Below are 24,186 nucleotides of genomic sequence, written 5' to 3' on the forward strand. Positions count from 1 at the left end.
GCAACGCTGCATGCAAGGCTGTTTAAACCAGCCGATGTTTCTCGCGGCGACAGTGCATTAAAGCCCTTGCACATTCTGGTGACAACTTTATAGTGTCTGGCTCGAATTTTACGCAACGGGCTGCCTGCTATGCTTTGGGGTGAGTTGTCCGGGTGTACAAAACTGACAAAGAGCGAGTTTCGGTATGAGCAAATGGGAATGCATCGTCTGTGGCCTGGTTTACGACGAAAGCAAAGGCTGGCCCGATGACGGCATTGCACCCGGTACCCGGTGGGAAGATGTCCCTGAAGACTGGTTGTGCCCGGATTGTGGCGTTGGCAAGGAAGATTTCGAGCTGATCGAAGAGGCGCCGGTTGACGAAACGCCGCACCACGAAGAACCGGTGGCGGATCCAGTGCACGCGCCGGTGGTGATTATCGGGACCGGCCTGGCAGGCTATGGCGTGGCCCGGGAGTTTCGCAAGCACGACAGCGACACTCCGCTGATTCTCATCACTTCCGATGATGGCCGTTCCTACTCCAAGCCCATGTTATCCACCGGTTATACCAAAGACACCAGCGCCAGCGACCTGGCCCAGCTGGATGCCGGCAGCATGGCCCGACAGCTCAAGGCCAGCGTCTGGACCATGACCCGGGTCAGCGCCATTGATACTGCCAACCAGGTTATCAAGGTCGGCGATACCGAGACGGCCATTCATTATGGCAAGCTGGTGCTGACGCTCGGTGCGCACGTTATTCAGCCGCCGATCGCCGGAGACGGTATGGACCTGGTGTATTCGGTCAACGATCTGCTGGATTACGACGATTTCCGCACCGCGGTACATAAAAATGGCGTACGCAAAGTATGCATCATTGGCGGCGGCCTGATTGGCTGTGAATTTACCAATGACCTGCTCAACGGTGGTTTTGAAGTGGAAGTGGTCGATCCACTTGCCTACTGCCTGCCCACCCTGCTTCCCGAGCCCGCCGGCCGCGCGGTGCAGGCCGCCCTGGAAGCCAAAGGGGCCAGGTTCCATTTCGGGCCGTTGGTTACCTCGGTAAACCTGGCCGAGCAGGGTGTGGTTGTCGGCCTTAACAATGGCGAGACCATCAATGCCGATCTGGTGCTGTCTGCGGTGGGTGTACGTCCACGTACGGATCTTGCCGCGGCATCCGGCATCGATATCAACCGCGGTATCGTGACCGACCGCCTGCTGGCGACCAGCGCCCCCAACGTCTACGCGCTCGGCGACTGCGCCGAAGTAGCCGGACAGGTCCTGGTGTATGTCGCGCCACTGGTTGCGGCATCGCGGGCACTGGGGAAAACCCTGGCAGGCGAACCCACAGAGGTGGTCTACCCGCCAATGCCTGTCACCATCAAGACACCCGCTTGTCCGGTAGTGGTGGCACCACCGGCGATTGGCGCTGAAGGGGAGTGGCAGATTCAGGCCGATGGCCAGAACGTGCGGGCCGAGTTTCGCAGTGCCGCAGGCGACCTGCTGGGCTTCGCCCTCACCGGTGATGCCACCAAAGCCAAGCTGGAACTGCAGAAAGCGCTGCCCGCGATTCTCCCCTGAGCACGCAACAGCAGGCAGAGCGGCAACTCCGGGCCTGGCTCGAGACCGTTGTCACGGGCCTGAACCTGTGCCCTTTCGCGAGGCCTTTGCTGCACTCGCCCGCCCTGCGTATTGTCTGCTGCGCCGCCCCGGACACCCCCGATGGGCTGGAGCAGATGCGGCTGCAGGTGCTGGAAGAACTGGATCTGCTCCAGCGCAGCCCGGAGCGGGAGATTGCCACAACCCTGCTGGCGTTTACTGCCGGCCTGATAGATTTTGATGACTTCCTGGATTTCCTCGACCTGGCCAACGAACTGCTGATCGAAGCCGGCCTGGAGGGGCACATCCAGCTGGCGAGTTTTCACCCGGATTACCTGTTTGCCGGCGAGGCGGCGGATGCTGCAAGCCATTACAGTAATCGTGCGCCACTACCAGTGATTCACCTGCTGCGCGAAGACATGGTGGAGCGGGTGCTGGCGGACTATCCGGACCCCCAATCAATACCCGGGAACAACATAGCCAGGCTCAATGGCATTGGGCGCGAACAGCTGGCCCGGCAACTGGCGCTGTTGCGCAGCTCCTGAGGCATCCTGCCCGCTCGGCGCGGGGTACGACAACGCTTCACACATCGCCAAAACGGGCCCGGCTGCCGGTCCAGCGTTGAATCAGCTCATCCACCACTCTCGGGTCGCCCTGCTGCAGCTTCGCTGCGATCTCCTGCACCTGGTCCAGCAGGTGATTGTGGGTCGGTAACTCGGCGACGCGAAATGTCATCAACCCGGTCTGCCGGGTACCGAGTACTTCCCCCGGTCCGCGCAGCTCCAGGTCCCGCTCCGCAATATAAAAGCCATCATTGCTTTCCCGCATCGCTGCCAGTCGCTGTTTACCGGTGTGTGACAGCGGGGTCTGATAGAGCAGTACGCAATGGCTGGCACCACCGCCACGGCCGACCCGGCCACGCAATTGATGTAGCTGGGCGAGGCCGAGACGCTCCGGGTTTTCAATAATCATCAGGCTGGCGTTGGGCACATCCACCCCCACCTCAATCACTGTGGTGGCCACCAGCAATGCCAGTTCACCGGCCTTGAATGCGGCCATTACCGCTGCTTTTTCCGCCGGCTTGAGACGCCCGTGTACCAGGCCCACTCGCAGGTCGGGCAGCGCTTCGCGCAGCACTTCCGCGGTGGCTTCCGCGGCTTGTGCCTGCAGTGCGTCACTTTCCTCGATCAGGGTGCAGACCCAATAGGCCTGGCGACCCCGGGCGCAGGCATCGGCCACCCGGGTAACCACCTGCTCGCGCCGGCTACTGTCTACCAGCACTGTGGTGACCGGTTGCCGTCCGGGTGGCAGTTCATCTATGACCGAGCAGTCCAGGTCGGCATAGGCCACCATCGACAGGGTGCGGGGAATAGGGGTGGCGGTGAGTACCAGCTGGTGGGCGCGGCCCTGGTCAAGGGCTTTCTGGCTCAGTGCCAGGCGCTGGTGTACGCCGAATTTGTGCTGCTCGTCGACGATCACAAGTCCGAGGCGGTTGAAGACCACATCCTGCTGGAACAGGGCATGGGTACCGATAACAAGGCCGGCGACCCCGGATGCGATGCGCTCAATAGCCGCTTGTCGGGATTTGCCCTTAACCCGCCCACTGAGCCATTCCAGTTCTATATCAAGGGCCTCAAACCAGGTTGAAAAGTTGTGCCGGTGCTGTTCGGCCAGTATTTCGGTGGGTGCCATCAGTGCCACCTGATAGCCGCTGGCAATGGCCTGTAGCGCAGCGCAGGCGGCCACCAGGGTTTTACCCGAGCCGACATCACCCTGCACGAGGCGCAGCATCGGCAGCGGCCTGGCCAGGTCTGTGGCGATCTCTCCAATTACCCTCTGCTGGGCGCCGGTCGGGCTGAAGGGCAAGCTGTTCAGCAGCGCCCGCTGCAATCCAGCGGCGCTGTGTATCGGCAGCGACGGCGCAGGTACTGACTGTTGACGGGCGCGCAGGCGCAACAGCGACAGGTTATGGGCAACCAGCTCCTCCAGTGCCAGCCGTAGCTGCGCCGGGTGTTCCCCCGCCACCAATTGCGCCAGTGGCGCGTCCGGTGGTGGTGCGTGCAGATAATGCAATGCCGCTACCAGGCTGAAACCGATGCCGTGGCCTGTGGGCAACAGGTCCGCCGGTTGTGCCTTTTCCAGATAGAGCAGGGCCTGGCTACAGAGTTTGCGCCACTGGTTCTGGCCAATTCCGGTGGTTGTGGGATAGATGGGGGTGAGTGTCTCGTCCATCGGCAATGGTTCGTCGAGGGCGCGGTACTCGGGATGGAAAATCTCAAAGCCGCTGCTGCCGCGCCGAACCTGACCAAAGCAGCGCAGGCGGGTGCCAGGCTGCAGGCCGTTTTTCTGGGCTGCGCTGAAATGAAAAAAGCGCAGGGTTAACGTGCCACTACCGTCCTGAATTCTTGCCACCAGGCTGCGGCGGCGGCCAAAAGCGATGTCCGCAACCCGAATTTCCCCTTCAATCGTGGCCTCGCTGCCTTCCTGAAGTGCGCCGATCGGGCTGATACGGGTGCGATCCTGGTAGCGTAGCGGCAGGTGAAACAGCAGGTCCTCAATGTGTGTTACCCCGTAATCGGCCAGCTGCGCTGCGAGCCGGGGCCCGACTCCGCGCAACTGGCTAACCGGCAGGTGATCAAGTACGCCCAAACACAAGTCCCCCGAAGTGGGGCACAGAGGCGTCTTTACGCTGGCTGCAGTACACTGTTGTCATGGTGGCCGGGTCATTATCCGAAAGCCTCATAGTGTAACCAGTTGGGTAAGGCGATATGAAGACCAATAACGTGCTGATTGTGGGCTGCGGTGATCTCGGTGCACGGGCTGGGGGCCTGCTGTTGCGGGAGGATTTCACGGTCACCGGCCTGCGCCGGGACATCAGTCGCCTGCCATCGGGGTTTGCCGGCCTCGCTGCCGATTATACGGTGCAAGAGGGCGGTGTTGCGCAACTTGAGGCGCTGGCGCCGGACTTTATTATTATCACGCCCAAGCCGGCGGGGTCCGGTGAGGCGGGGTACCGTCGTGGTTTTACCGATACTGTGACCAATCTGCTGGCGGGTCTGGGCAACCATCGACCGGCCGGTATCATTATGGTATCCAGTACCCGGGTATTGGCCGGCACTGATGGCGCCTGGGTAGACGAAACCAGTCCACTGGTAACGGACGACCCCTCGGCGCTGGCAATTATCGCCGCAGAACAGCTGTTGCTCGAGTCGCCTCATCCGACCTGCATTGTGCGCTGTACCGGTATTTATGGTGATCCCGAGGGCTCTTTGTTACGGCGGATTGCCGGCGGCGAGCTCTGTGCTGAAACGCCATTGCGCTATAGCAATCGTATTCACCGGGATGATGTGGGTGGCCTGCTGGCGTGGCTGGTTTCCCGCTGGCGTTCAGGTAGTGCTCCGCCCACGGTGATGATCGGAGTGGATGACGAACCGGCCCCGCAATTCGAGGTGGAACAATGGCTGGCACGCCAGCTGGGGGTAAGCGACTGGCGGCAGCGTCCGGCAGATGCCCGGGCCGGTAGCAACAAACGCTGCCGCAACCTCGCCCTGCACGCCAGCGGTTACCGCCTGCGCTATCCCGACTACCGTAGCGGCTATAGCGCTGTCCTGCGCGAGCGATAAAGACCGCTACAGGGCCAGGATAGCCTCAATTTCAATAGCGACCCCTTTCGGCAACCCAGCTACCTGTACGCAGGCGCGAGCGGGGTAAGGCGCCTGCAGGAACTCCATCATTACTTCGTTGACCGCGGCAAAATCCGCCATGTCAGTCAGGGAGATATTGATTTTTACCGCATTATTGAGGGTGCCACCCGCGGCCTCGGCCACAGCGGCAAGATTGTAAAACACCTGCTTGGCCTGGGCTGTAATGTCACCGGTAACCAGCTCCATGGTGTCGGGCACCAGTGGAATCTGCCCCGATAGCCAGACGGTATTGCCTACCTTCACAGCCTGGGAATAAGGTCCGATTGCGGTCGGGGCATCAGGGGTAGAAATTATGGCGCGATTAGTCAACGGTTTACTCCCGCTTTGGGACGCCTGATGGGCGCCTCGTTCTTGAGTCGTATGACCCTGCGTACGGAGCTTACCGTACGCAGGCGTTTCATGATCCTGGCCAGGTGCACCCGGTTGGTTACCTGCATCGCCAGATCAACATAGGTGAACTGGTAGTCTTTGTCTTCGGTTGAGATTTTTTCGATATTCACACCCATGCTGTTGATGCGCGTGGCGAGCACCGCAATCATACCCCGGCGATTCTCCACCTCGATACGTAGCTCGGCCATGTATTCACCCTGAACCTCATTGTCCCAGCGCAAGGCAACCAGGCGCTCCCGATGCTCGCGCATTTCAGCGAGGTTTTTGCAGCGTTCCCGGTGCACCACCACCCCTTTTTCCGGGCTGAGGTAGCCCTCGATGGGATCGCCGGGAATCGGGTGGCAGCAGCGGGCGTAAGTGACCATGAAACCTTCGGTACCACGGATCGCTACCGGTTGTAATTTCCGGTTTACCGGCCCCAGTTGATCGGCTGTCAGCTCCCCCAGGATTTGCTGGGCGGTAATCGGCGGCAGGCGATTACCGCGGGCAATATCGGCCAGCAGGTCGTCAAGCCCCTCGTAAGCATGGCGCTGCAGGTAATCCTGCAGCTGTTCCTGGGGTAACTGCTCCAGGCCACTACCGAACCCCTGCAGCGCCTTGTCCAGCAAGCGCCTGCCGAGGGCAACCGAGTCGTCCTGGGTCTGGTGCTTGAGAAAGTGGCGGATATTGGTGCGCGCCTTGGCTGTTACCGCGTAATTGAACCAGGACGGATTGGGTCGGGCCCCTGGCGCGGTAAGGATTTCTACCGTCTGGCCACTTTGCAGGGGCTCCGACAGGGGCGCCAGCCGACGATTGATGCGGCACGCGACACAGCTGTTGCCGACATCCGTGTGCACGGCATAGGCAAAGTCCACCGCGGTTGCGCCCCTGGGCAGCTCAAGAATGCGCCCTTTGGGAGTAAACACATAGATTTCATCGGGGAACAGGTCAATCTTTACGCTTTCGATAAACTCCAGCGAGTTGCCCGCACGCTGCTGCATCTCCAGTAGCCCCTGCACCCACTCACGGGCCCGCGCATGGCTGGCATTGGCAGACTGTCCCTCGGTCTTGTACAGCCAGTGTGCAGCAATACCATTGTTGGCCATATCTTCCATTTCACGGGTGCGGATCTGGATTTCAATCGGAACCCCGTGCATGCCCATCAATACCGTATGCAGGGACTGATAGCCGTTGGCCTTGGGTATCGCAATATAATCGCTGAACTCACCCGGTACAGGTTTGTACAGACTGTGGATACAGCCGAGCACCCGGTAACACGTATCTACCGAGTCGACGATAATCCGGAATGCGTAAATATCCATGATCTCCGCGAACGACTTCTTCTTGGATTTCATTTTCTTGTAGATGCTATACAGGTGTTTTTCGCGACCGATCACCTCGACATCATGGCCCTCGTGCTCGAGGGTCGATTCGATCTGGTGCCTGATCTTGTCTACCAGCTCCTTGCGATTGCCGCTACCGGCGCGCATGGCGGCCGCGATACGTCGTGCTCGCATGGGGTAGAGTGCGCCAAAGCCGAGGTCTTCGAACTCAATGCGGGCGGCATTCATGCCCAGGCGCATGGCGATAGGGGCATAGATGTCCAGGGTTTCTTTGGCGATGCGCCGTGCCTTGTCGCGCTGCAGCACCCCGAGGGTACGCATGTTGTGCAGCCTGTCCGCCAGTTTGACCAGGATTACGCGAATGTCCCGCGCCATTGCCAGGGCCATTTTCTGGAAGTTCTCCGCCTGTTTTTCGGCCAGGGAGCTGAATTCCATCTGGGTCAGCTTGCTAACCCCATCCACCAGGTCGGCCACTGCGGGCCCGAACTGGCCGCCGATGGCGCTCTTGTCGATCCCGGTATCCTCAATCACGTCATGCAGCATGGCGGCCATCAGGCTCTGATGGTCCATGTGCATTTCGGCAAGAATGCCGGCGACGGCCAGGGGATGCGTTACATAGGGCTCACCACTGCGCCGGATCTGGCCAAAGTGCGCCTGTTCGGCAAAATAGTAGGCTCTGCGTACCTGTTGCGTCTGCTCGAGGTTCAGGTAGCTGCGCAGGGTGGAATCGAGGGCATCGATGGTACGCATGTCAGTATCCGTGAGTGCTCACCAACGAGGCCCGCGGGACATTAGAGGGACTCGTGGGATTCCATGACGGAGGCCAGTTCGTCTTCCGCATCCATCTCGTCTTCACGGGTCAGAATACTGGCGTTAACAAAGCCTTCCGCAATTTCGCGCAGGGCGATAACAGTGGGCTTATCCGACTCTTCGTCGACAAGGGGGATTTTGCCGCCCGTGGCAAGCTGACGGGCGCGCTTGCTGGCAACCATTACCAGCTCGAAGCGGTTATCAACGTTTTCCAGACAATCTTCAACAGTTACGCGTGCCATGTGTGATTCAATCCCTTAGTGGCTGGGGGCCCGGCGAGGGCCATTGCAAACAGTGTGCCCGGAGGCCCGCTGTTGAGACTTCCGGCCCGGGCAGGGCATCTGCGCCGGAGGAACCCCCGATTATACCCTGTTTATACCCGGTAAGGTCCAGTGCCCGCGCCGATGCGGGCGTGAATAATGCAGTTACCGCGCGCATGCCGGGGGGCAGTGGCGCTTTTTCGTCCCTAATTCAGGAGGTTGTCGAGCAGTCCGCCCAGAGCCTGTTGCTGGCGTGATGTCGCCAGGCGGTGGCAGGTAATTATAGCCGCCAGTTCGGTCAGGGCCTGGTCAAAGTCATTATTTACCACCAGGTAATCGGACTGGGTGAAATGGGACATTTCTTCCACGGCCTGGGTCATGCGCGCCGCGATGACCTCCGGGTCGTCCTGCCCGCGACCATTCAGGCGCTGTTCCAGGGCTTCTCGCGATGGCGGCAGAATGAAGATCCCGCGGGTTGCCGGCAGTTGCTGCTTGACCTGCTGCGCGCCCTGCCAGTCAATTTCCAGAATCACGTCAGTGCCGGCTGCGAGCTGTTCTTCAACCCAGGCCCGGGAGGTGCCATAGAGGTTGCCGAAGACCCGCGCATGCTCAAGGAAGGCCGACCTGTCCAGCATCGCCTGAAATTCGGCCTCATCAACAAAGTGGTAGTCCACGCCATCCTTCTCGCCGCGCCGTTGGGGCCGGGTCGTGTGCGATACGGAGACGCGCAGTGCTTCACAGCGCTCAAGCAGCGCATTTACCAGGCTGGTTTTACCTGCGCCGCTGGGTGCGGAGATGGTATACAGGGTTCCGGTGCCGTTCATTCTGGTGACAGTCCTTTTGCGGGTGCACGATCGACTGGCAGTTTACACGCTTACCGTTTAACTACCCACTGATCGAAGGCCTGCAGGCCATAGATTGAGGGTATTATCCTGGCGTAATAGCCAACGGGGTTGTCGCCGTGCCTCACTCCAGCGCATGGACAATCCGGTGCACCGTACCAATATCCTCTACCATCGCCGCTACCGACTCCGGCACGTCGGACCTTGCGCGTAGCAAAAATCGCATTTGCAGAAACGGGCGCTGGCTTTCGAAGTTAAGACCCAGTATCGAGCTGCTTTGTGCCCACCGCGACAGGGCAATATAAACGCTGTCGTGCATGAAGCCCACGCGGATAGCGGCGATACCGTTCGCCTGGCGGCTTTCCCGATCATTGATGTCCAGCAATGCCTGTTGCATGGATGAGTTGACCACTGTCCTCGCCAGTTGCTCTCCATCCGCGTTGGCGGTCTCATAGCTGGTCAGGAACTTCTTGTCGAAAACGACGTTACCCAGTTCAATCACAGTACGTTTCCGCTGCCGCCTGGCGGTGAGCACATTAGGCAATATGATGGTCTGCGCCGGGACGCTGGAGGCCGTTTCGACCTTCAACAGAAACCCGTGAAACACCGGTGTCGTCGCGCTCTTGCTGCGATTGCCGAGGTCCGCGTGCAGGCACTCGAAGCGTCGATCGTTATAGCCCCCGGAAAATAATGCTCCAGTATTTGCTGGTTTGAACTACCGATCAGGCTTAATGCCTCAAACGGCGCAATCAGGTTGTTGCCAACAGGTGGCACCGGCAGATACTGCATGTCGCCCATTGCATCGCATATCGGGTGCAAAACTTGTGTTCGTACGCTTAGCTCCCAGGCTTTTTGCGCCCGATTTGCAAGATAGACAGCCAGTATCACGCCGGCGGTAAGGGCCATCAAGGCGGCTGCGATGCCAGCTACAACCAACAGCGCCAGCGCACTGGCTGCCACTATGGCCGCCAGGATCCTGGCCTGGCGCAGAATTTTCCGGCGGCGTTCTTCGCGCTCACCCTCTAGTGATATTATCGCGGCATCCAGGGCCGCACTCTCGGGGGGTGAATACTCACTCATTGTTCCATCTCCGGAATACCTCGGGCGCTGCCTCGGCTGGCGACTGCAGTCGCCTGTGCTCCGCGACATGGGTGGTTACATCAATGCCGATCTTCAGTAGCACCAGCAAAGCCAGTGCAAACAGGGGCTGGCCCAGCCACATAACGGCAAGACCGCCGACAAGAATGGTGACATGCAAAACCATTACCCGTTGATAAGGCGCAATCATCAGTTGCGAATGGGTGACGTGCTGATATTCCTGCCGGCCGAGAAAGTATGCAAAAAAGGAGATGCCATGGCTCACTGCCAGGGCCAGAAATGAAGCAGCAAACACAGTGGACATTTCCCCCCAGGCGCCATTTTGCAGCTGAGAAAAGGCCAGCAGAGCCAACAGGTGACCGAAAGTAAACAGGCCGTAATGAAGTAAGAAAAATGGCATCAGCCAAAGCACGCTGCGGTCATCACAGCGACGGAACAGAACCCAGAGCCTGGCGACATTGAAGCCGCCGATAATGAGGTTTTCAGCCCAATATAGCAGCAGGACATCAAATACCGACCAGTTGAGCAAAACGACACCGGTTAAGGGCAGCAGATTGACCGCAACCAACGCAGGCAGGGCCAGTGTTGTTGACATGATCAGCTCTCTGGCGTTGGCGCCGGTATTCATTGTAGTGTCCCCGGGAGCCGGGAGACCCGGGTGTGGGTCGGGCCCCCTCTACCTGCCTCAAGTACCATCGCGAGCGCCGATCTCGCGGTGTTAGTCAGCGCAGCACGAGCTCTACCCGGCGGTTCAGGGCACGTCCGGCCTCGGTGGCATTGGAGGCCAGTGGTGCATAAGACGCTACACCCGCCGCAACCGCCCGTCCCGCAACCGCCCCGAAACGGGTTTCCAGTGCCGTTACTACGGCGGCGGCACGGTTTCGGGACAGGGCCAGGTTGTTTTCCACGGTGCCCACATTATCGGTGTGACCGACGATATAAACGTTCAGCTCGGCCTTTTCCGCGAGCAATCGCGCCATTTCCTGCAGCGCCGGGTCCGAGTTTGCAGTCAGGCGCGCACTACCGGTTTCGAAATGGATATTTTCCAGCGTTATCCGCCCGGTTTCCGTGAGTGCGTTATCCATGGCCTCGGCATCGATCATCCGCACTTCCAGTTCGCCGGACTCCACGACGTCGATCAGGGCGAGGGTGCCGCCTCTGATGCTTGGAACAGCGGTAGAGGCCCGACCGATAAAAATGGATACCTGTATACTCTGGTCGGCATTTTCCGCCACCAGCAGGTTCTGGGTGTTCGTACCCAGGAAGGCGCGATTCATCACGATTTCTTCCCGGGGAGAAGGAGCCGGGATAGGTCGCTCTTTCGGCCAGCCGAGCTTGTCCAGAAGTGTGCTGCTCACTTGCGAGCACTCACCCTCGCGGCAAAGGTACAGGACCTTGTAGCCCCGGTCCTCCAGGGCTTTCTGGTAACTGCGTACAAGGCCCAGCATTGAGGGGCCGGGAGGGACCAGGTAGAGCAACCGCGTATGTGCACCCTCGACCATCCGGGTCTGTTCCGCTGTGAAGCCTCTGCCGTCGGGATTGCGTACGATTTTGCCCAGCTGGAGCTCAAAAGCATCGAAACCCACATGAGTGGAGCCGATGAGGCAGGCATCGGCATATCGTGGCACTTCGGCATGGTCGCTGGCCCAGTCGGCATCTTTGCAGCTGAAATCAGCGGCAAAAACGCCGCCCATGGGCAATTGGAACAGAATCAGGGACAGGAAAAGAACACCGGGTCTGGGCATCTGTACATTCCTCCGGCAGCTTGTTATTACATCCAGCTGCTGCCGGGAAAGCTCGCGGATGCTTGCCGACAATGAATGCCGGTAAAGGGACACTACCCTTTTATTCGCAGCTGCTCAAAGCTTTTTACCAACCGTGACGGCGCGGTATCTTATGCCAGCCGGTGTGAAGTAAGGGCCGGGAAGGCCACCTTGGCCTGCCATAAACGCCTGCGTAGTGAAGAGTGAAGCTGTTTGCACAACTCTTTAAAGCAGCTATTTCATAATAGCCCTGAAGATCTCGCGGCCCTGGTCGCCACCAGGGGATCCAGGTCCACCGCCAGCAACTCGGCGTTGAAAGGTGGCATGAAGTAGCCCGCCAGGTGACCCTCCGGGTTTACCAGCAGCAGTGATGCCGAGTGATCCACGCTGTACTCGCCCTTCGCACCCGGGATACGGATATGCTTTACGCCCAGACTGCCGTAGAGCAGTTCCAGCTGTTCCTGGTCACCGGTGACTCCCCTGAATGCCGGATTGAAAAAATCCAGATAACGCGCAAGTGCTTCGGAGGTGTCACGCTCGGGGTCTACGGTCAGTAAAATGACCTGTAACCCCTGCGCATTGTCGCCCAGTATTTCGTAGACCCTGTTGAATGTGTTGAGGGTGGTGGGGCAGATGTCCGGACAGTGTGTAAAGCCTGCAAATACGAGGTTCCACTGGCCAACAAGCGCCTCTTCCGTAAACGGGTTGCCGCTGTGGTCGATAAGATTGAAGGCCGGCACTGCCAGGGGCGGCGTCAGGGCAACGCCCGTGTGCAGGCTCAGGGATTGTGATGGTGGTCGCGTCAGCAGAATCAGCATGCTGATAAGGATCGCTGTTGCCAGCGCCGCTATCCAGCCCGGTGTGGCCGTTGGCATAGAACCTCCTGGTAGCCAGCGAGACAAATAAGGGTAGCGCTTTTCGCAATAGTATGCTAGAAGAAAAACAGGCTGTAATCATCAACGCCCCCGCGCGGCAATCTACCAAAGCTCCCTACAAAAGCTTTCTGGTGAGCTCGCCTGCTGGAGTGTCCGTCAGACAGTTACTGCAACCAGTACGTGTAGTACTTGCGCAGAGCGCGCGGAGGTTCTCCATGAAAGCCGTTCACCTTTTGATCCTGATCAGTGTGCTTGCCATCGGTGGGGGTTTTTACTTCGCCACGGGTGACCACGAAGTAACAATCGCCGACACTACCTCGGCCGGGTTACCGGCACTGCCCACGATTGCTCCGGTAGGCGCCTCATTCCTTGAGGGCCTCGGAGAGCACAGTATGGTGGTGACCACCCGGAACCCGGAAGTACAGCGCTGGTTCGACCAGGGCTTGATGCTCACCTACGGGTTCAACCACGACGCGGCCGAGCGATCCTTTCTGCGAGCGCTGGAGCTGGATGCGGAATGTGCCATGTGCTGGTGGGGCGCTGCCCTGGTGCTGGGTCCCCATGTCAATGCCGGTATGAACCCGGCGCAAAACCCCGTTGCCTGGGAACGTCTGCAGGCAGCCCGCGCGCTGGCCGGCCAGGCAAGCGACCGGGAACGGGATTATATCGAGGCTCTCTCATCCCGTTACGCCGAGCATCCCCCAGAGGATCGCACATCGCTGGACATCGCCTATGCAGCGGCAATGGCGAAGCTGGTGCAGCAGTACCCGGATGACCTGGATGCCGCTACCTTCCATGCAGAAGCATTGATGGACCTGCAGCCCTGGGATTTCTGGGATTCCGAAGGTCGCCCCAAAGGCAATACCACTGAGTTCGTGGCTCAACTCGAGTCGATTCTGGCCCGCAACGAGTCCCATCCCGGTGCGCTCCACCTTTATATCCACGCGGTGGAGGCTTCGCCGGACCCGGGCCGGGGCGCCGCGGCAGCAGATCGCCTGCGGGACCTGATCCCCGGTTCCGGTCACCTGGTGCACATGCCGGCACATATCTACGCCCGGGTTGGGCGCTGGCATGATGCCAGCGAAGTCAATCGGGACGCGATTAAAGCCGATGATCTCTATCTGGCTACCTGTCGTCCGATGCCGGGGGTTTATCCTCTGGGCTATGTGCCGCACAACCATCACTTTTTATGGTTTGCCGCCACAATGGCCGGAGAGCGTGCGGTTGCACTGGCTGCTGCCGAGGCCACGGGTGAGCGTACCAGTGACCCCGAGTTGATGCGCATGCCGGGCATGGAAGCCCTGCAACAATTTTCCCTGACCCCGTTATATGCAAAGGTGCGCTTTGGCCTTTGGGACGACATTACACTGATTCCCAGGCCGGCGGATGACCTGCCTTTTCATGTGGGCATCTGGCATTACGCCCAGGGCCTGGCTGCCATTCGGCAGGCGCGGCTTGAGGATGCAGCAGTGCATCACCAGGCCCTCCTGGCAGCCACCGAGGACCCGCGTATCAGGTCTTTGCTGACCTGGGGACGCTACTCGCTGATACAGGGAACCCAGGTGGCTGAACGGGTGCTGGCGGGTGAACTCGCCGCGGCGCAGGGAGACGGCAGCCTGGCGGTGGCAGCGCTGTCAGAGGCGATTGTTCTGGAAGATGCGATTCCCTACGATGAACCGCCCGGTTGGCATGCACCGGTACGGCAGACCCTCGGCGCAGTGTTGCTGGAGCTGGGTCGCGCTGAGGAGGCCGAATTTACCTACCGGGAAGAGCTGAAACGTAACCCGGAAAACGGTTGGTCCCTGTTTGGGCTGGCCGAGGCGCTGACTGTGCAAGGACGAGAGCAGGCGGCCGCGGATATCCGTCTTCGTTACAATACCGCGTGGGCGCATGCAGATATTGAGCTGACCGGGTCGCGTTTTTAAGCTGGATTGAAGTAGTTGCGGGTGTAGTGACCGCAACGGCATCGGGACGCTATTCGATATTCTGCACCTGCTCCCGCATCTGCTCGATCAATACCTTGAGCTGGACAGCGGAATGGGTGCTGCTGCTGGCGATGGACTTTGAGGACAGGGTATTGGCCTCGCGGTGCAACTCCTGCATCAGGAAATCCAGGCGTCGACCACAGGGGCCGCCCTTGTCGAGTGTTCGACGGACTTCCCCGGCGTGGGTCTGGAGGCGATCCAGTTCCTCGTCAACATCCGCTTTCTGGGCCAGATATACCAGCTCCTGCTCCAGCCTGCTATTGTCGATATCCACCTGGAGTTCGGCCAGGCGTGCCAGCAAGCGTTCACGCTGCTGAAGTTTGAGGCCCGGCATCAACTCGCGCACAGCGCTGGTTTCCGTTTCAAGCTCGGCAATCCTGCTGTAGATCATGGCCCCCAGCTTCTCTCCTTCCCGCTGCCTGCCGGCAACCAATGCGTCCAGCGCCCGCCCAAACAGCTCGGTGGCCGTGGCCTGCAATACTTCCTCACTATCTTCGCTGGCCTGGCAAACGCCCGGGAACTGCAGAACCTCGAGTGGATTCAGGGGTTGGCTGGCGGGCAGTATCGCTGTTACTTCGGCCGCTGCCGCCAATACCTGTTGCAACTGCTCCCGGTTCACGGTGAGCGGGCCTGTTCCCGCGCCCTGGCTCTGTACTCTGAACAGGCACTCTACCTTGCCCCTGGCCAGCCTCCCTGTTGCCTGTTCGCGCAGGCCAGCCTCCAGGTTGCGCAGGCTGTCCGGTAATTTGAATGAACAGTCGAGATAGCGCTGGTTAACGGAGCGGATCTCTACCGTCAGCAGGCTCTGCCCGATTGTGGCAGATTCCCGGGCGAAGGCCGTCATGCTATGAATCTGAGACAAAATACTGTCCTGGCGGAATTGACTGGTATTCGAGTCTAGCAGTTTGCCCCGTCTCCTCCCAGCGCGGCTTCGGCGGTTTGTGTGTGGCAAAGCCCGGTTTCGCCTGCAGCTCCTGCCTGGCTCGCGTATACTGCCACGCTTTCAAATCAACCGGAGTTACCCATGCAACGACCCAGTGGCCGCGCGCCCTCGGATTTACGCGCCATCAACATTACCCGCGACTTTACCTGCCATGCGGAGGGCTCGGTACTGGTGGAGTTTGGGGCCACCCGCGTTATTTGCACCGCATCAGTTGCGGCCGGGGTGCCGCGTTTCCTGCGCGGCAGCGGCAGTGGCTGGGTAACGGCGGAATATGGCATGTTGCCGCGCTCTACCGGTTCGCGAATGGACCGGGAGGCCAGTCGCGGCAAGCAGGGTGGGCGCACCCTGGAAATCCAGCGCCTGATCGGGCGTTCACTGCGGTCGGCGGTCAACCTGAAAAAACTGGGGGAATACACCATCACGATTGATTGCGATGTTATCCAGGCCGATGGTGGTACCCGCACCGCTGCAATTACCGGTGCCTGTGTGGCGCTGGTGGATGCCCTGAACCACCTGCAACGGAGCAAGCTCATAACCACTGATCCGCTTGTGCAGATGGTCGCATCAGTATCAGTAGGGATTTTCCAGGGTGTCCCGGTGCTGGACCTGGACTACAAGGAGGATTCGAAAGCCGATACCGACATGAATGTTGTCATGGGTGAGCAGGGCGGCTTCATGGAGGTGCAGGGCACCGCAGAGGGCCAGCCCTTTGCCCGGGCAGAGATGGATGCAATGCTGGATCTGGCGGCAGACGGTATTACCCAGTTGCTTGCACTACAAAAACAGGCTTTAGCGGGCTGACGCTGACCGGCGATGTCAACATGGAGCTGAAGGCGCGAGGGCCTAAAGCTCTATGTCATAATCCATAATGACCGGTGCATGGCTGGAAAAGGCCCTGGCCTTGTAGATGGCGCCGTAGTCCACCGCGTATTTGAGGCCTTTGGATATGATCTGGAAATCGGTGCGCCAGCCGTTACTGCCCGGCGTACCGTCCGGCCACCAGCTGAATTCATCCCGGTCTGAATTGATCTCGCGGAACGCGTCCACGTAACCGGATTCAACCAGCTCATCCATCCACTGGCGCTCTTCGGCAAGAAAACCGGGCGTGTTGCTATTGCGCTCCGTGTCCTCTACGTCGGCGGCCGTATGGGCGATGTGCCAGTTGCCGCAGATAATGAATTCACGGCGCTTGTTGCTGACTTTCTGCAGGTGATGCGCAAGCAAGTTGAAGAATTCGCTTTTGCGAGCCAGTTGCCCGGCATCGCCCGGCTCGGCGTAAGGTGCCAGCAGGCAGCCTACGCTGAGGTTTTCATAATCGGCCTGGATGTAGCGGCCTTCCATATCAAAATCGGCGAAGCCCAGGCCGGTCATAATGGCCTTGGGCAATTTCCGGCAATAAATGGCGACACCGTTTGACTTGCCGTTCACATCATCAAAAAAGTAGGCGTTGTAGTCCCTGGGGAAATACAGGTCATCCTGCAAATCATACTCAGTGCAGCGCAAATCCTGAATACAGACAAAATCCGCATCCTGTTCGGCCATCCAGTCGTAAAACCCGTTGCGGGCGGCATTCTGGATGCCGTCGGCACTGAAACTGATAATCCTCATTCATGTCCCCTTACTGAGAGAGGGTGTATCATACCTGATAATGCCCGCGGCTCCCTATTCCATTAGCTGCCGGCATGTCATGTTGCGAACATGCGCACGCAGCCATAATAGCGGCGTGAGCTGTAAAGCATAACCCCATATTCGCCAAAGCGCAGATTTTACCCGGTACCGGATCAGTATATGCAAACTTATCAGCAGGAATTCATTGAACTGGCACGCCGCTATGACGTGCTCCGGTTTGGCGAGTTCACCCTCAAATCCGGGCGCCTGAGCCCTTATTTCTTCAACGCCGGCGCTTTTGCCAGTGGCGCCGCTCTGGCCGCACTGGGGCGTTGTTATGCGGCGCGCATCATGGCTTCGGGTATCGGGTTTGATGTGTTGCTGGGCCCGGCTTACAAGGGTATTCCGCTGGCAGCAGCAACAGCGATCGCGCTATCGGATCAACATGGGATTGACGCTCCCTTTGCCTATAACCGCAAGGAAACGAAGGCTCACGGCGAGGGCGGTACCCTGGTGGGTGCGCCTTTGCAGGGGCGGGTGCTGGTAATTGACGATGTCATTACCGCAGGCACCGCGGTACGTGAGGTGATTGCCATGATCGACGCCGCCGGGGCCACCCTCGCGGGGGTTGCCATTGGCCTGGACCGGCAGGAGCGCGGTGCAGGAGAGCGATCGGCAATCCAGGAGATTGAGGCCGAGTATGGCATCCCGGTGCTCAGCATTATCGATATGACCAATATCATTGATTACCTGGAGGCGTCCGCTGCCGGGCAGAGTGACGCTCTCGAGGGAATGCGGGAATACCGGAGGCATTACGGTGTCTGAGATGCGTGTTCCGCTAATCGGGTTTGTGTTGCAGAGATGATCGGAAAGCCCGCACTTCTGGTTCTGGTAACTTGCCTGTTCTGCGCCGCCTCCGGTCTGGCCCAGAACAACCGTGAGTTATACCGTTATCGCAACAGCGAGGGTGTCGTGGTAATCGACTTTCGGGTGCCCCCTGAGTACGTGGCCTCCGGCTATGAGGTGCTCAACAATCGCGGCGTGGTCATCCGGGTCGTGGCGCCCAGGCCAGCGGCGGAGGGCAACACCGATATGAACGCGCGGCAACTCGCTGCGCTTGAGCGGGAGCGTTTGGCGCAGTGGGATAAAAACCTGAAATTGCGCTATAGCAGTGTGAGCGACATAGAGTCAGCCCGTGACCGTGCACTGGCGGAGCGGAACGTACGCATTCGTATCCTGGAGAATAATCGCGGTAACCTCAGGCGGCAGGTGGAAACGTTTCAGGCCCGCGCGGCTGACATTGAGCGCAGCGGCAGGGTTGTTGATCCGGCCCTGCTTGGGAAAATCGCTGATCTCCAGCAGCAGATGGCCGTGGACGGGCGCCGGATCATTGAGCGCGAGCGCGAAATTGCGGAGGCAAAAGCCCGTTTTGCCGCAGATATCGCCCGCTTCAGGATGCTGGAGGATGCGCCAAATTAGGAAAGCGATGCCGCAGCATCAAGCTCAGATACGCGCAAACCGTTGCGGGCAGGCTTTCAGCGGGCCAGGGTGCCCGCTGACCCCGGTTGTGGAGAGCTGACGGCCTCCCGGAAGAAACCCCCAATCAGGACAGCCCATTGCTCCTGCCACTGTGCCGTTGGTGGCCGCGAGAAACCGCTGCGCACAAACTGTGCGATGCGGCCTTCAGCGGATGCCATCAGTAAGTTCGCTGCAGCCCCTGCCGTTATGACCGGACGCAGCCCTTCGCGCAGCTCGGCTTCGCGAATCACCTGTTTCAGCTGGGTTTCGTAGCGGTCAAACAGCTGCGCAACCCGCTGGTGCAGGCGCTCGGTCTCACCGGTAAGCGCATCGCCGGTAAGGATTCGGGTGATGCCCGGGTTCCGCTCGGTAAACGCCAGCAGCAGCATCAGCATTTTTTCACAACGTTTTGCGGCGGTGGGTTCCTCGGCGAGGATGATGCTGATGCGTGAAAACAGGGTATCCTCGATGAACTCAATGAGACCTTCGAACATTTTGGTCTTACTGGGGAAGTGGCGATAGAGCGCAGCTTCCGAAAAACCCACCTGGCGCGCCAGCCCGGCAGTCGTAATACGATTGCCGGGGCTCGCCTCCAGCATCTGGGCGAGGGCCTCAAGGATCTGCTGGCGGCGGGGGGATGTCTTGGGTGGCATATCGCTCACAGTTTGCGTTAATTGGCAGTTATGCTAGCGACTAGCCGCCGCTCCTGCAACAAGCAGCGCCCGCCGGCAACGCTTTTCTTCCCCGATTAACTCGCCCGACGGGTGATCAGGGTCCCAATACCCACGTTGGTAAAGATTTCCAGGAGTATTGCATGGGGAACCCGGCCGTCAATAATGTGGGCACTGGCGACTCCCGACTTGACCGCATCCAGGGCGCAGTCGATCTTGGGCAGCATGCCGCCGGTGATGGTGCCGTCCCTGATAAGCTCGTCGACCTGCCTCGTGCTGAGGCCAGTGAGGATGTTGCCCTCTTTATCCAGCAGGCCGGCAGTGTTGGTTAGCAGCATCAGTTTTTCAGCCTGCATTACCTCGGCGATCTTGCCCGCCACCAAATCGGCATTAATGTTATAGGTGTTGCCTTCCCGGTCGACGCCGATAGGCGCAATGACCGGAATGAAGTGGCTGCCGAGGATAACCTGCAACACTTCGGTATCAATCTGCTCAACTTCCCCAACATGGCCGATATCGATAATTTCCGATGCGCCAAGTTCCGGGCTGTAGCGGCTGACCTGCAGCTTGCGCGCACGTATCAGCTGGCCGTCCTTGCCGGTGACGCCTATCGCCTTGCCACCCGCCCGGCTTATTGAGGATACGATTTCCTTGTTTACACTGCCGCCCAGCACCATTTCCACCACATCCATCGTGGCGCTGTCGGTAACCCGCATGCCATTGACGAATTCGGTATGGATATTCAGTTTTTTCAGCAGTTCGCCAATCTGCGGCCCGCCGCCATGAACGACCACCGGGTTCATTCCCACCAGCTTCATCAACACTATATCCCGGGCGAAGCTTTCGTGCAGCTCGGGGTCAACCATCGCGTTGCCGCCAAATTTCACCACGATGGTCTTGCCGGTAAACTGCTGTATGTAGGGCAGCGCCTCGGTCAGTACTTCGGCAATATTGAGTGCGGATTCGCGATCAAGAGACATATGGGGTCCTGTCCGGGGTAGGTTGTGCCAGGCACAAGTGGCTCTAGGCAATAATTTTCAGCGTAGGGTCGATACGTGCCAGCTGGTCTGAGAACGTGCCAATAATAACCTCTAACCGTTTGCTGTTGGAGGCTTCAAAGCGTGCAGTAAGTGCGGCCCCGGTATTGGACGCCCGCAGTAATCCCCAGCCGTCATTGAAGTCCACCCGCAGGCCGTCGAGAGTCGTGATTGTCCCTTCGGGGAAGCGGGCCTGTTCGATAAAACGCGTGATCAGGGAGAATTTCTTGTCTTCTGGTACTGCAATCAGGATCTCCGGCGTATTGACCGAGTCGGGGAACGCGGCCATCAACGTGTCCAGGGTCTCGTCCCGGTTGCAGAGAATCTCTGCCAGTCGGCTTGCTGCATAGATACCGTCATCAAAACCGTACCAGCGCTCGCCGAAAAAGATATGACCGGAAAACTCGCCGCCCAGCAGGGCACCGGTTTCCGCCATCTTCTCTTTCATGAAGGCGTGGCCGGTTTTCCACAGTACCGGCCGACCGCCATATTCCGTTATCAGCTGGGCCAGGCTGCGGCTGCATTTCACATCGAATACCACGTCAGTGCCGGGGTTTCGTGAAACGACATCCTGGGCATATATCATCATCAACTGATCGGTGCGCAGGATACGCCCGGATGCCGTAACTACCGCCAGGCGGTCGCCGTCACCGTCAAAGGCGACGCCGAAATGGGCCTTTTCACGCACCACAAGAGCGGCTAGGTCCGCCAGGTTCTCCTCACGGCTGGTGTCGGGAGAGCGATTTGGAAAGCTGCCGTCAATGTCGCAATAAAGAGGGACTACTTCACAGCCAATCCCCGCGAACAGCTGTGGCGCCACAACGCTTGTCGCGCCGTTGCCGGCGTCGACCACCACCTTGAGGGTTGCCGGCAGATTGATGTCGTCGACGATTTCCTGAAGGTAGGCGGGCACAATATCATGTTGGGTGATGCTGCCCTTGCCCTCGTGAAATTCCCCTGCCAGCGCGGATTCGCGAATACCCTGGATTGTTCCGGCCGCTATGGTGTGCCCCCACAGGACAATTTTCAGGCCGTTATCAACTGCCGGATTATGGCTGCCGGTAACCATGACCCCTGAACTGCAGTGCAGATGGTGGGTGGCAAAATACAGTAGCGGCGTGGGAACCAACCCGATATCAATGACATCACAGCCGGAAGTGAGCAGGGCGTCTATCATTGTCTGCTTGATCCGCGGGCTCGAATGGCGACCATCACAGGCGACTATCATCGCCGGCCGGGGCTTGGTTGCCGCGAGCGTGCCCAGCGCGCGACCGACCAGATAGACGGTTTCATCGGTCAGCTCAAGATCGGCATGCCCCCTGATGTCATAGGCCCGGAAAATATGTTCGGGCAGGACTTCAGGCGTGGCACCCGCACCGCGTTGCGCGGGTGCGCCGGGTATCTCCGAGTCGTCCACCATTATATTGTCACGCTGGAAGATGGGATTGGTCAGGTGATGTCCGGTGAGGGCGTCGGGCATCTCACCGGCTTGCGGAGTTGGCTGCTCAAAGGGCTGTGCCGGGCGTGAAGCCGTCTCACGCTGGTGCAGGTACTCGGCCAGCGGCAGTAGTTGGGGCGTCTCCAGCACAAGCTGGGTGTTCAGTCCGACCCCGGCAATCACCCGGTCTACGTCGCGGCGGATCAGTCTCGGGAACCAGAGGATGATGGTAGTCACGGCAGCAAGCAGGCCCAGCAGGGCCAGGCCCAGTGCCAGACGCGGCGGGACGGGATCGACAGACAATGAATGCAGCATGCTGTCCGCCGGGACGAATGTGATCTGCCAGGCAGTATCGGCTACGGCGTGGGTTGCCCGGAAAGCTTCGCCGGCATTATTGCTCTCACCTACACCGGCGATCCTTTCGGGCTTGTCACCATACAGCTGTTGCAGAATGACTTCGCCATGGCCTGTATCCAGTGTCTCCAGTTGGGTGGCAAAGAATGTTTCCGCAAAGGTCGCCAGAATCACAATCTGCTGCCCGCCTTCGCCGGGCTTCGGTGCGGATTGAGCCAGGGATGTGTAGGTTTCATTTTGATGGCGATAGGTTTCAGGCCCGGTCTTTGCACCCGACACCGCCCGGCGGACAAGGTCGAGTTCGATATGGTTGCGGAGCCCACCCTGGTTTTCGCGCAGGCTGGCGGTGCCCATATCGCTGATGGGTATCAGATACAGGCTGGTCAGCTCCGGGAAGAATTCCAGTAATGATTGCCCGATGTTGTCCAGTTGTTCGGGGTCGGCGGTATACAGCATTTTCTGCCCGATGCCAGAGTGTGCCGCTGTCTCGAGTCGATTGCGCACGTTGCTGACTATATTATGGAGTTGCGTTGCCTGCTGGCGGGCTATTGCATTGCTGAAACGGTGGGCCTGCTGGCTTTCGATGTGGTCGTCCCGGACCAGGCTGAGGTAGGCAAAGCCCGCCAGAAGAGGCGCGAGGGCAAGCAGCAGGGCAACACTGACGATCCGTTGCAACCCGTTGCCGCGAACGACTGCACTGCGTATGTTGTGCGAATCCCGATCAGTCACGAATTAGGGATACCCGATCTGCGATAAGGCGAATGATATCCCGCGCAATTGTTGCCTTGGATGCCTCCTCCAGAACCCGGCTGCCTCCGGGCCAGAGCACCGTGGCTGCGTTATGGTCGCTGTTGAAACCAATCGCGGGATCGGATACGTCGTTGGCGACGATCATGTCGAGCCCTTTCCGCTCCATCTTCGAGCTCGCATAGGCCAGCAGGTCATTGGTTTCGGCAGCGAACCCGATGGTAAAAGGTGAGTGCTCACTGGCCGCGACAGCAGCGACGATGTCGGGATTCCGGACCAGTTCCAGGCTGATTTTTTCCGGTCCTTTCTTGATTTTTTCCGTGGAGATCGTGCCTGGGCGATAGTCGGCCACTGCTGCACAGGCAATGAAAATATCACAATCTGCAACCAGGGCAAGGCACTGGGCAAGCATGTCATCGGCGCTCTGTACGTCAATGCGGTTTACGTGATCCGGTGTTGCCAGTTCCACGGGCCCGCTGACGAGTATGGTCTGTGCGCCGGCATCCACCGCCGCTCTGGCCAGTGCGTAACCCATTTTGCCCGAGCTATGATTGGAAATGTAGCGCACCGGATCCAGTGCTTCCCGGGTTGGGCCAGCGGTAATTACCACGCGCTTACCCGCCAGCAGGCCGCTGCTGAACAGGCCCGCTGCAGCCCGGGCAATAATGGCGGGATCCTCCAGGCGCCCGGGGCCAACGTCGCCGCAGGCCTGGTCCCCGGCTCCCGGTCCAACCAGTTGCAGGCCGCGCTTTTGCAGTGTGGCTATATTTGCGCTGGTGGCAGGGTCGCGCCACATCTGCTGGTTCATTGCCGGCGCCAGCAATTTCGGGGCGGCAGTTGCCAGCGCAACCGTGGTCAGCAGGTCGTCCGCCCTGCCGGCGGCCAGGCGCGCCAGCAGGTCCGCCGTTGCCGGGGCAATGACCAACAGGTCAGCCCAGCGAGCCAGCTCGATATGACCCATGCCGAGTTCCGCCTCCACATCCAGCAGATCGGTATGTACCGGTCGGCCAGACAGGGCCTGCAGGGTCAGCGGGGTGATGAACTCCTGCGCCCCCCGGGTCATGATCACCCGTACGTCAGCGCCGAGCTGTTTTAGCTGGCGTACCAGTTCCGCGGATTTATAGGCCGCGATACCACCGCTAATGCCGAGCACAACATTGCGATTAAAAAGATGTGCCACTGCGGCCACCCAATTGGGACAATAGGTTGAAAGAGGACGAAACAATACCATTACGTCAGCTAATTTGA

23 protein-coding genes are annotated in these 24,186 nt (G+C 59.4%); 7 read left to right on the forward strand and 16 right to left on the reverse strand.

Translation table 11 applies throughout. The annotated features are described in order from the left end of the window. The first annotated feature begins 184 nt into the window (after positions 1-184). Together CWI75_RS03715 and CWI75_RS03720 are read left to right on the forward strand one after the other, a co-directional pair. Positions 185-1,555: an FAD-dependent oxidoreductase gene (locus tag CWI75_RS03715; protein ID WP_101520155.1), complete on the forward strand. Its 1,371-nt coding sequence runs from the start codon at positions 185-187 to the stop codon at positions 1,553-1,555. After that, entirely contained in the window at positions 1,552-2,118 is a 567-nt protein-coding gene (locus CWI75_RS03720; protein ID WP_101520156.1) for a DUF1415 family protein, read from the forward strand. The genes CWI75_RS03715 and CWI75_RS03720 overlap by 4 nt, the downstream gene beginning before the upstream one ends. A gap of 37 nt (positions 2,119-2,155) precedes the next feature. On the opposite strand, the gene recG is transcribed toward CWI75_RS03720, so the two are convergent. Then, the gene (gene recG / locus CWI75_RS03725; RefSeq protein WP_206604633.1) at positions 2,156-4,222 is read right to left on the reverse strand and encodes an ATP-dependent DNA helicase RecG; all 2,067 of its coding nucleotides are present in this window, start codon (positions 4,220-4,222) and stop codon (positions 2,156-2,158) included. Between the two features lie 119 nt (positions 4,223-4,341). Between recG and CWI75_RS03730 the strand changes: the two genes are divergently transcribed. After that, on the forward strand, positions 4,342-5,196 hold the full coding sequence (locus CWI75_RS03730; RefSeq protein ID WP_101520158.1) for a Rossmann-fold NAD(P)-binding domain-containing protein: 855 nt from the start codon (positions 4,342-4,344) through the stop codon (positions 5,194-5,196). 6 nt (positions 5,197-5,202) lie between these two features. On the opposite strand, the gene CWI75_RS03735 is transcribed toward CWI75_RS03730, so the two are convergent. The 9 genes from CWI75_RS03735 to CWI75_RS03775 all read right to left on the reverse strand — a co-directional run bounded on the left by CWI75_RS03735 (position 5,203) and on the right by CWI75_RS03775 (position 12,637). Then, positions 5,203-5,586, reverse strand: coding sequence for a RidA family protein (locus CWI75_RS03735; RefSeq protein WP_101520159.1), 384 nt, complete (start codon positions 5,584-5,586; stop codon positions 5,203-5,205). Further along, on the reverse strand, positions 5,583-7,739 hold the full coding sequence (gene spoT, locus CWI75_RS03740) for a bifunctional GTP diphosphokinase/guanosine-3',5'-bis pyrophosphate 3'-pyrophosphohydrolase (protein WP_101520160.1): 2,157 nt from the start codon (positions 7,737-7,739) through the stop codon (positions 5,583-5,585). Before spoT ends, CWI75_RS03735 begins: the two co-directional genes overlap by 4 nt. A gap of 41 nt (positions 7,740-7,780) precedes the next feature. Beyond that, complete coding sequence (gene rpoZ / locus CWI75_RS03745; protein WP_101520161.1) at positions 7,781-8,041, reverse strand: DNA-directed RNA polymerase subunit omega; 261 nt, start codon at positions 8,039-8,041, stop codon at positions 7,781-7,783. 224 nt (positions 8,042-8,265) lie between these two features. Next, entirely contained in the window at positions 8,266-8,883 is a 618-nt protein-coding gene (gene gmk / locus CWI75_RS03750; protein ID WP_101520162.1) for a guanylate kinase, read from the reverse strand. Between the two features lie 142 nt (positions 8,884-9,025). Further along, positions 9,026-9,508: a DUF3137 domain-containing protein gene (locus CWI75_RS03755; protein ID WP_241521071.1), complete on the reverse strand. Its 483-nt coding sequence runs from the start codon at positions 9,506-9,508 to the stop codon at positions 9,026-9,028. Continuing rightward, entirely contained in the window at positions 9,487-9,981 is a 495-nt protein-coding gene (locus CWI75_RS03760) for a hypothetical protein (protein ID WP_101520164.1), read from the reverse strand. The genes CWI75_RS03755 and CWI75_RS03760 overlap by 22 nt, the downstream gene beginning before the upstream one ends. Continuing rightward, positions 9,974-10,594: a DUF6498-containing protein gene (locus CWI75_RS03765; RefSeq protein ID WP_146003543.1), complete on the reverse strand. Its 621-nt coding sequence runs from the start codon at positions 10,592-10,594 to the stop codon at positions 9,974-9,976. The genes CWI75_RS03760 and CWI75_RS03765 overlap by 8 nt, the downstream gene beginning before the upstream one ends. Positions 10,595-10,721: 127 nt before the next feature. Further along, the gene (locus CWI75_RS03770; RefSeq protein WP_101520166.1) at positions 10,722-11,744 is read right to left on the reverse strand and encodes an OmpA family protein; all 1,023 of its coding nucleotides are present in this window, start codon (positions 11,742-11,744) and stop codon (positions 10,722-10,724) included. Positions 11,745-12,001: 257 nt separating this feature from the next. Next, the gene (locus CWI75_RS03775) at positions 12,002-12,637 is read right to left on the reverse strand and encodes an SCO family protein (RefSeq protein ID WP_101520167.1); all 636 of its coding nucleotides are present in this window, start codon (positions 12,635-12,637) and stop codon (positions 12,002-12,004) included. A 215-nt stretch (positions 12,638-12,852) separates the two neighbouring features. On the opposite strand from CWI75_RS03775, the gene CWI75_RS03780 reads away from it, so the two are divergent. Next, the gene (locus CWI75_RS03780) at positions 12,853-14,562 is read left to right on the forward strand and encodes a tetratricopeptide repeat protein (protein WP_101520168.1); all 1,710 of its coding nucleotides are present in this window, start codon (positions 12,853-12,855) and stop codon (positions 14,560-14,562) included. Between the two features lie 49 nt (positions 14,563-14,611). Here CWI75_RS03780 and CWI75_RS03785 read toward each other — a convergent pair whose 3' ends face one another. Further along, a complete protein-coding gene (locus tag CWI75_RS03785) occupies positions 14,612-15,484 on the reverse strand; it encodes a YicC/YloC family endoribonuclease (RefSeq protein ID WP_241521072.1) in 873 nt (290 codons plus the stop codon). 162 nt (positions 15,485-15,646) lie between these two features. On the opposite strand from CWI75_RS03785, the gene rph reads away from it, so the two are divergent. Beyond that, positions 15,647-16,366: a ribonuclease PH gene (gene rph, locus CWI75_RS03790; RefSeq protein ID WP_101520170.1), complete on the forward strand. Its 720-nt coding sequence runs from the start codon at positions 15,647-15,649 to the stop codon at positions 16,364-16,366. A gap of 42 nt (positions 16,367-16,408) precedes the next feature. Here the strand turns inward: rph and CWI75_RS03795 are convergent, their stop codons facing one another. Next, positions 16,409-17,173, reverse strand: coding sequence for an exodeoxyribonuclease III (locus CWI75_RS03795; protein ID WP_101520171.1), 765 nt, complete (start codon positions 17,171-17,173; stop codon positions 16,409-16,411). Positions 17,174-17,353: 180 nt separating this feature from the next. Here CWI75_RS03795 and pyrE point away from each other — a divergent pair, with 180 nt between their 5' ends. Together pyrE and CWI75_RS03805 are read left to right on the forward strand one after the other, a co-directional pair. Next, on the forward strand, positions 17,354-17,998 hold the full coding sequence (gene pyrE, locus CWI75_RS03800) for an orotate phosphoribosyltransferase (RefSeq protein WP_101520172.1): 645 nt from the start codon (positions 17,354-17,356) through the stop codon (positions 17,996-17,998). Positions 17,999-18,034: 36 nt separating this feature from the next. After that, complete coding sequence (locus CWI75_RS03805) at positions 18,035-18,652, forward strand: hypothetical protein (RefSeq protein WP_101520173.1); 618 nt, start codon at positions 18,035-18,037, stop codon at positions 18,650-18,652. Between the two features lie 56 nt (positions 18,653-18,708). Here CWI75_RS03805 and slmA read toward each other — a convergent pair whose 3' ends face one another. The 4 genes from slmA to coaBC form a co-directional block, all read right to left on the reverse strand. After that, complete coding sequence (slmA, locus tag CWI75_RS03810) at positions 18,709-19,344, reverse strand: nucleoid occlusion factor SlmA (protein ID WP_101520174.1); 636 nt, start codon at positions 19,342-19,344, stop codon at positions 18,709-18,711. Positions 19,345-19,439: 95 nt separating this feature from the next. Beyond that, positions 19,440-20,342 (reverse strand): acetylglutamate kinase, encoded by a 903-nt coding sequence (gene argB, locus CWI75_RS03815; protein ID WP_101520175.1) that lies wholly within the window; start codon positions 20,340-20,342, stop codon positions 19,440-19,442. A gap of 43 nt (positions 20,343-20,385) precedes the next feature. Continuing rightward, entirely contained in the window at positions 20,386-22,920 is a 2,535-nt protein-coding gene (locus CWI75_RS18630; protein ID WP_101520176.1) for a phosphomannomutase/phosphoglucomutase, read from the reverse strand. Continuing rightward, positions 22,913-24,118: a bifunctional phosphopantothenoylcysteine decarboxylase/phosphopantothenate--cysteine ligase CoaBC gene (gene coaBC / locus CWI75_RS03825; RefSeq protein ID WP_101520446.1), complete on the reverse strand. Its 1,206-nt coding sequence runs from the start codon at positions 24,116-24,118 to the stop codon at positions 22,913-22,915. The genes CWI75_RS18630 and coaBC overlap by 8 nt, the downstream gene beginning before the upstream one ends. Between the last annotated feature and the right edge of the window lie 68 nt (positions 24,119-24,186).

This window comes from Kineobactrum sediminis, assembly GCF_002868715.1.
Classification (GTDB): Bacteria; Pseudomonadota; Gammaproteobacteria; order Pseudomonadales; family Halieaceae; genus Kineobactrum; species Kineobactrum sediminis.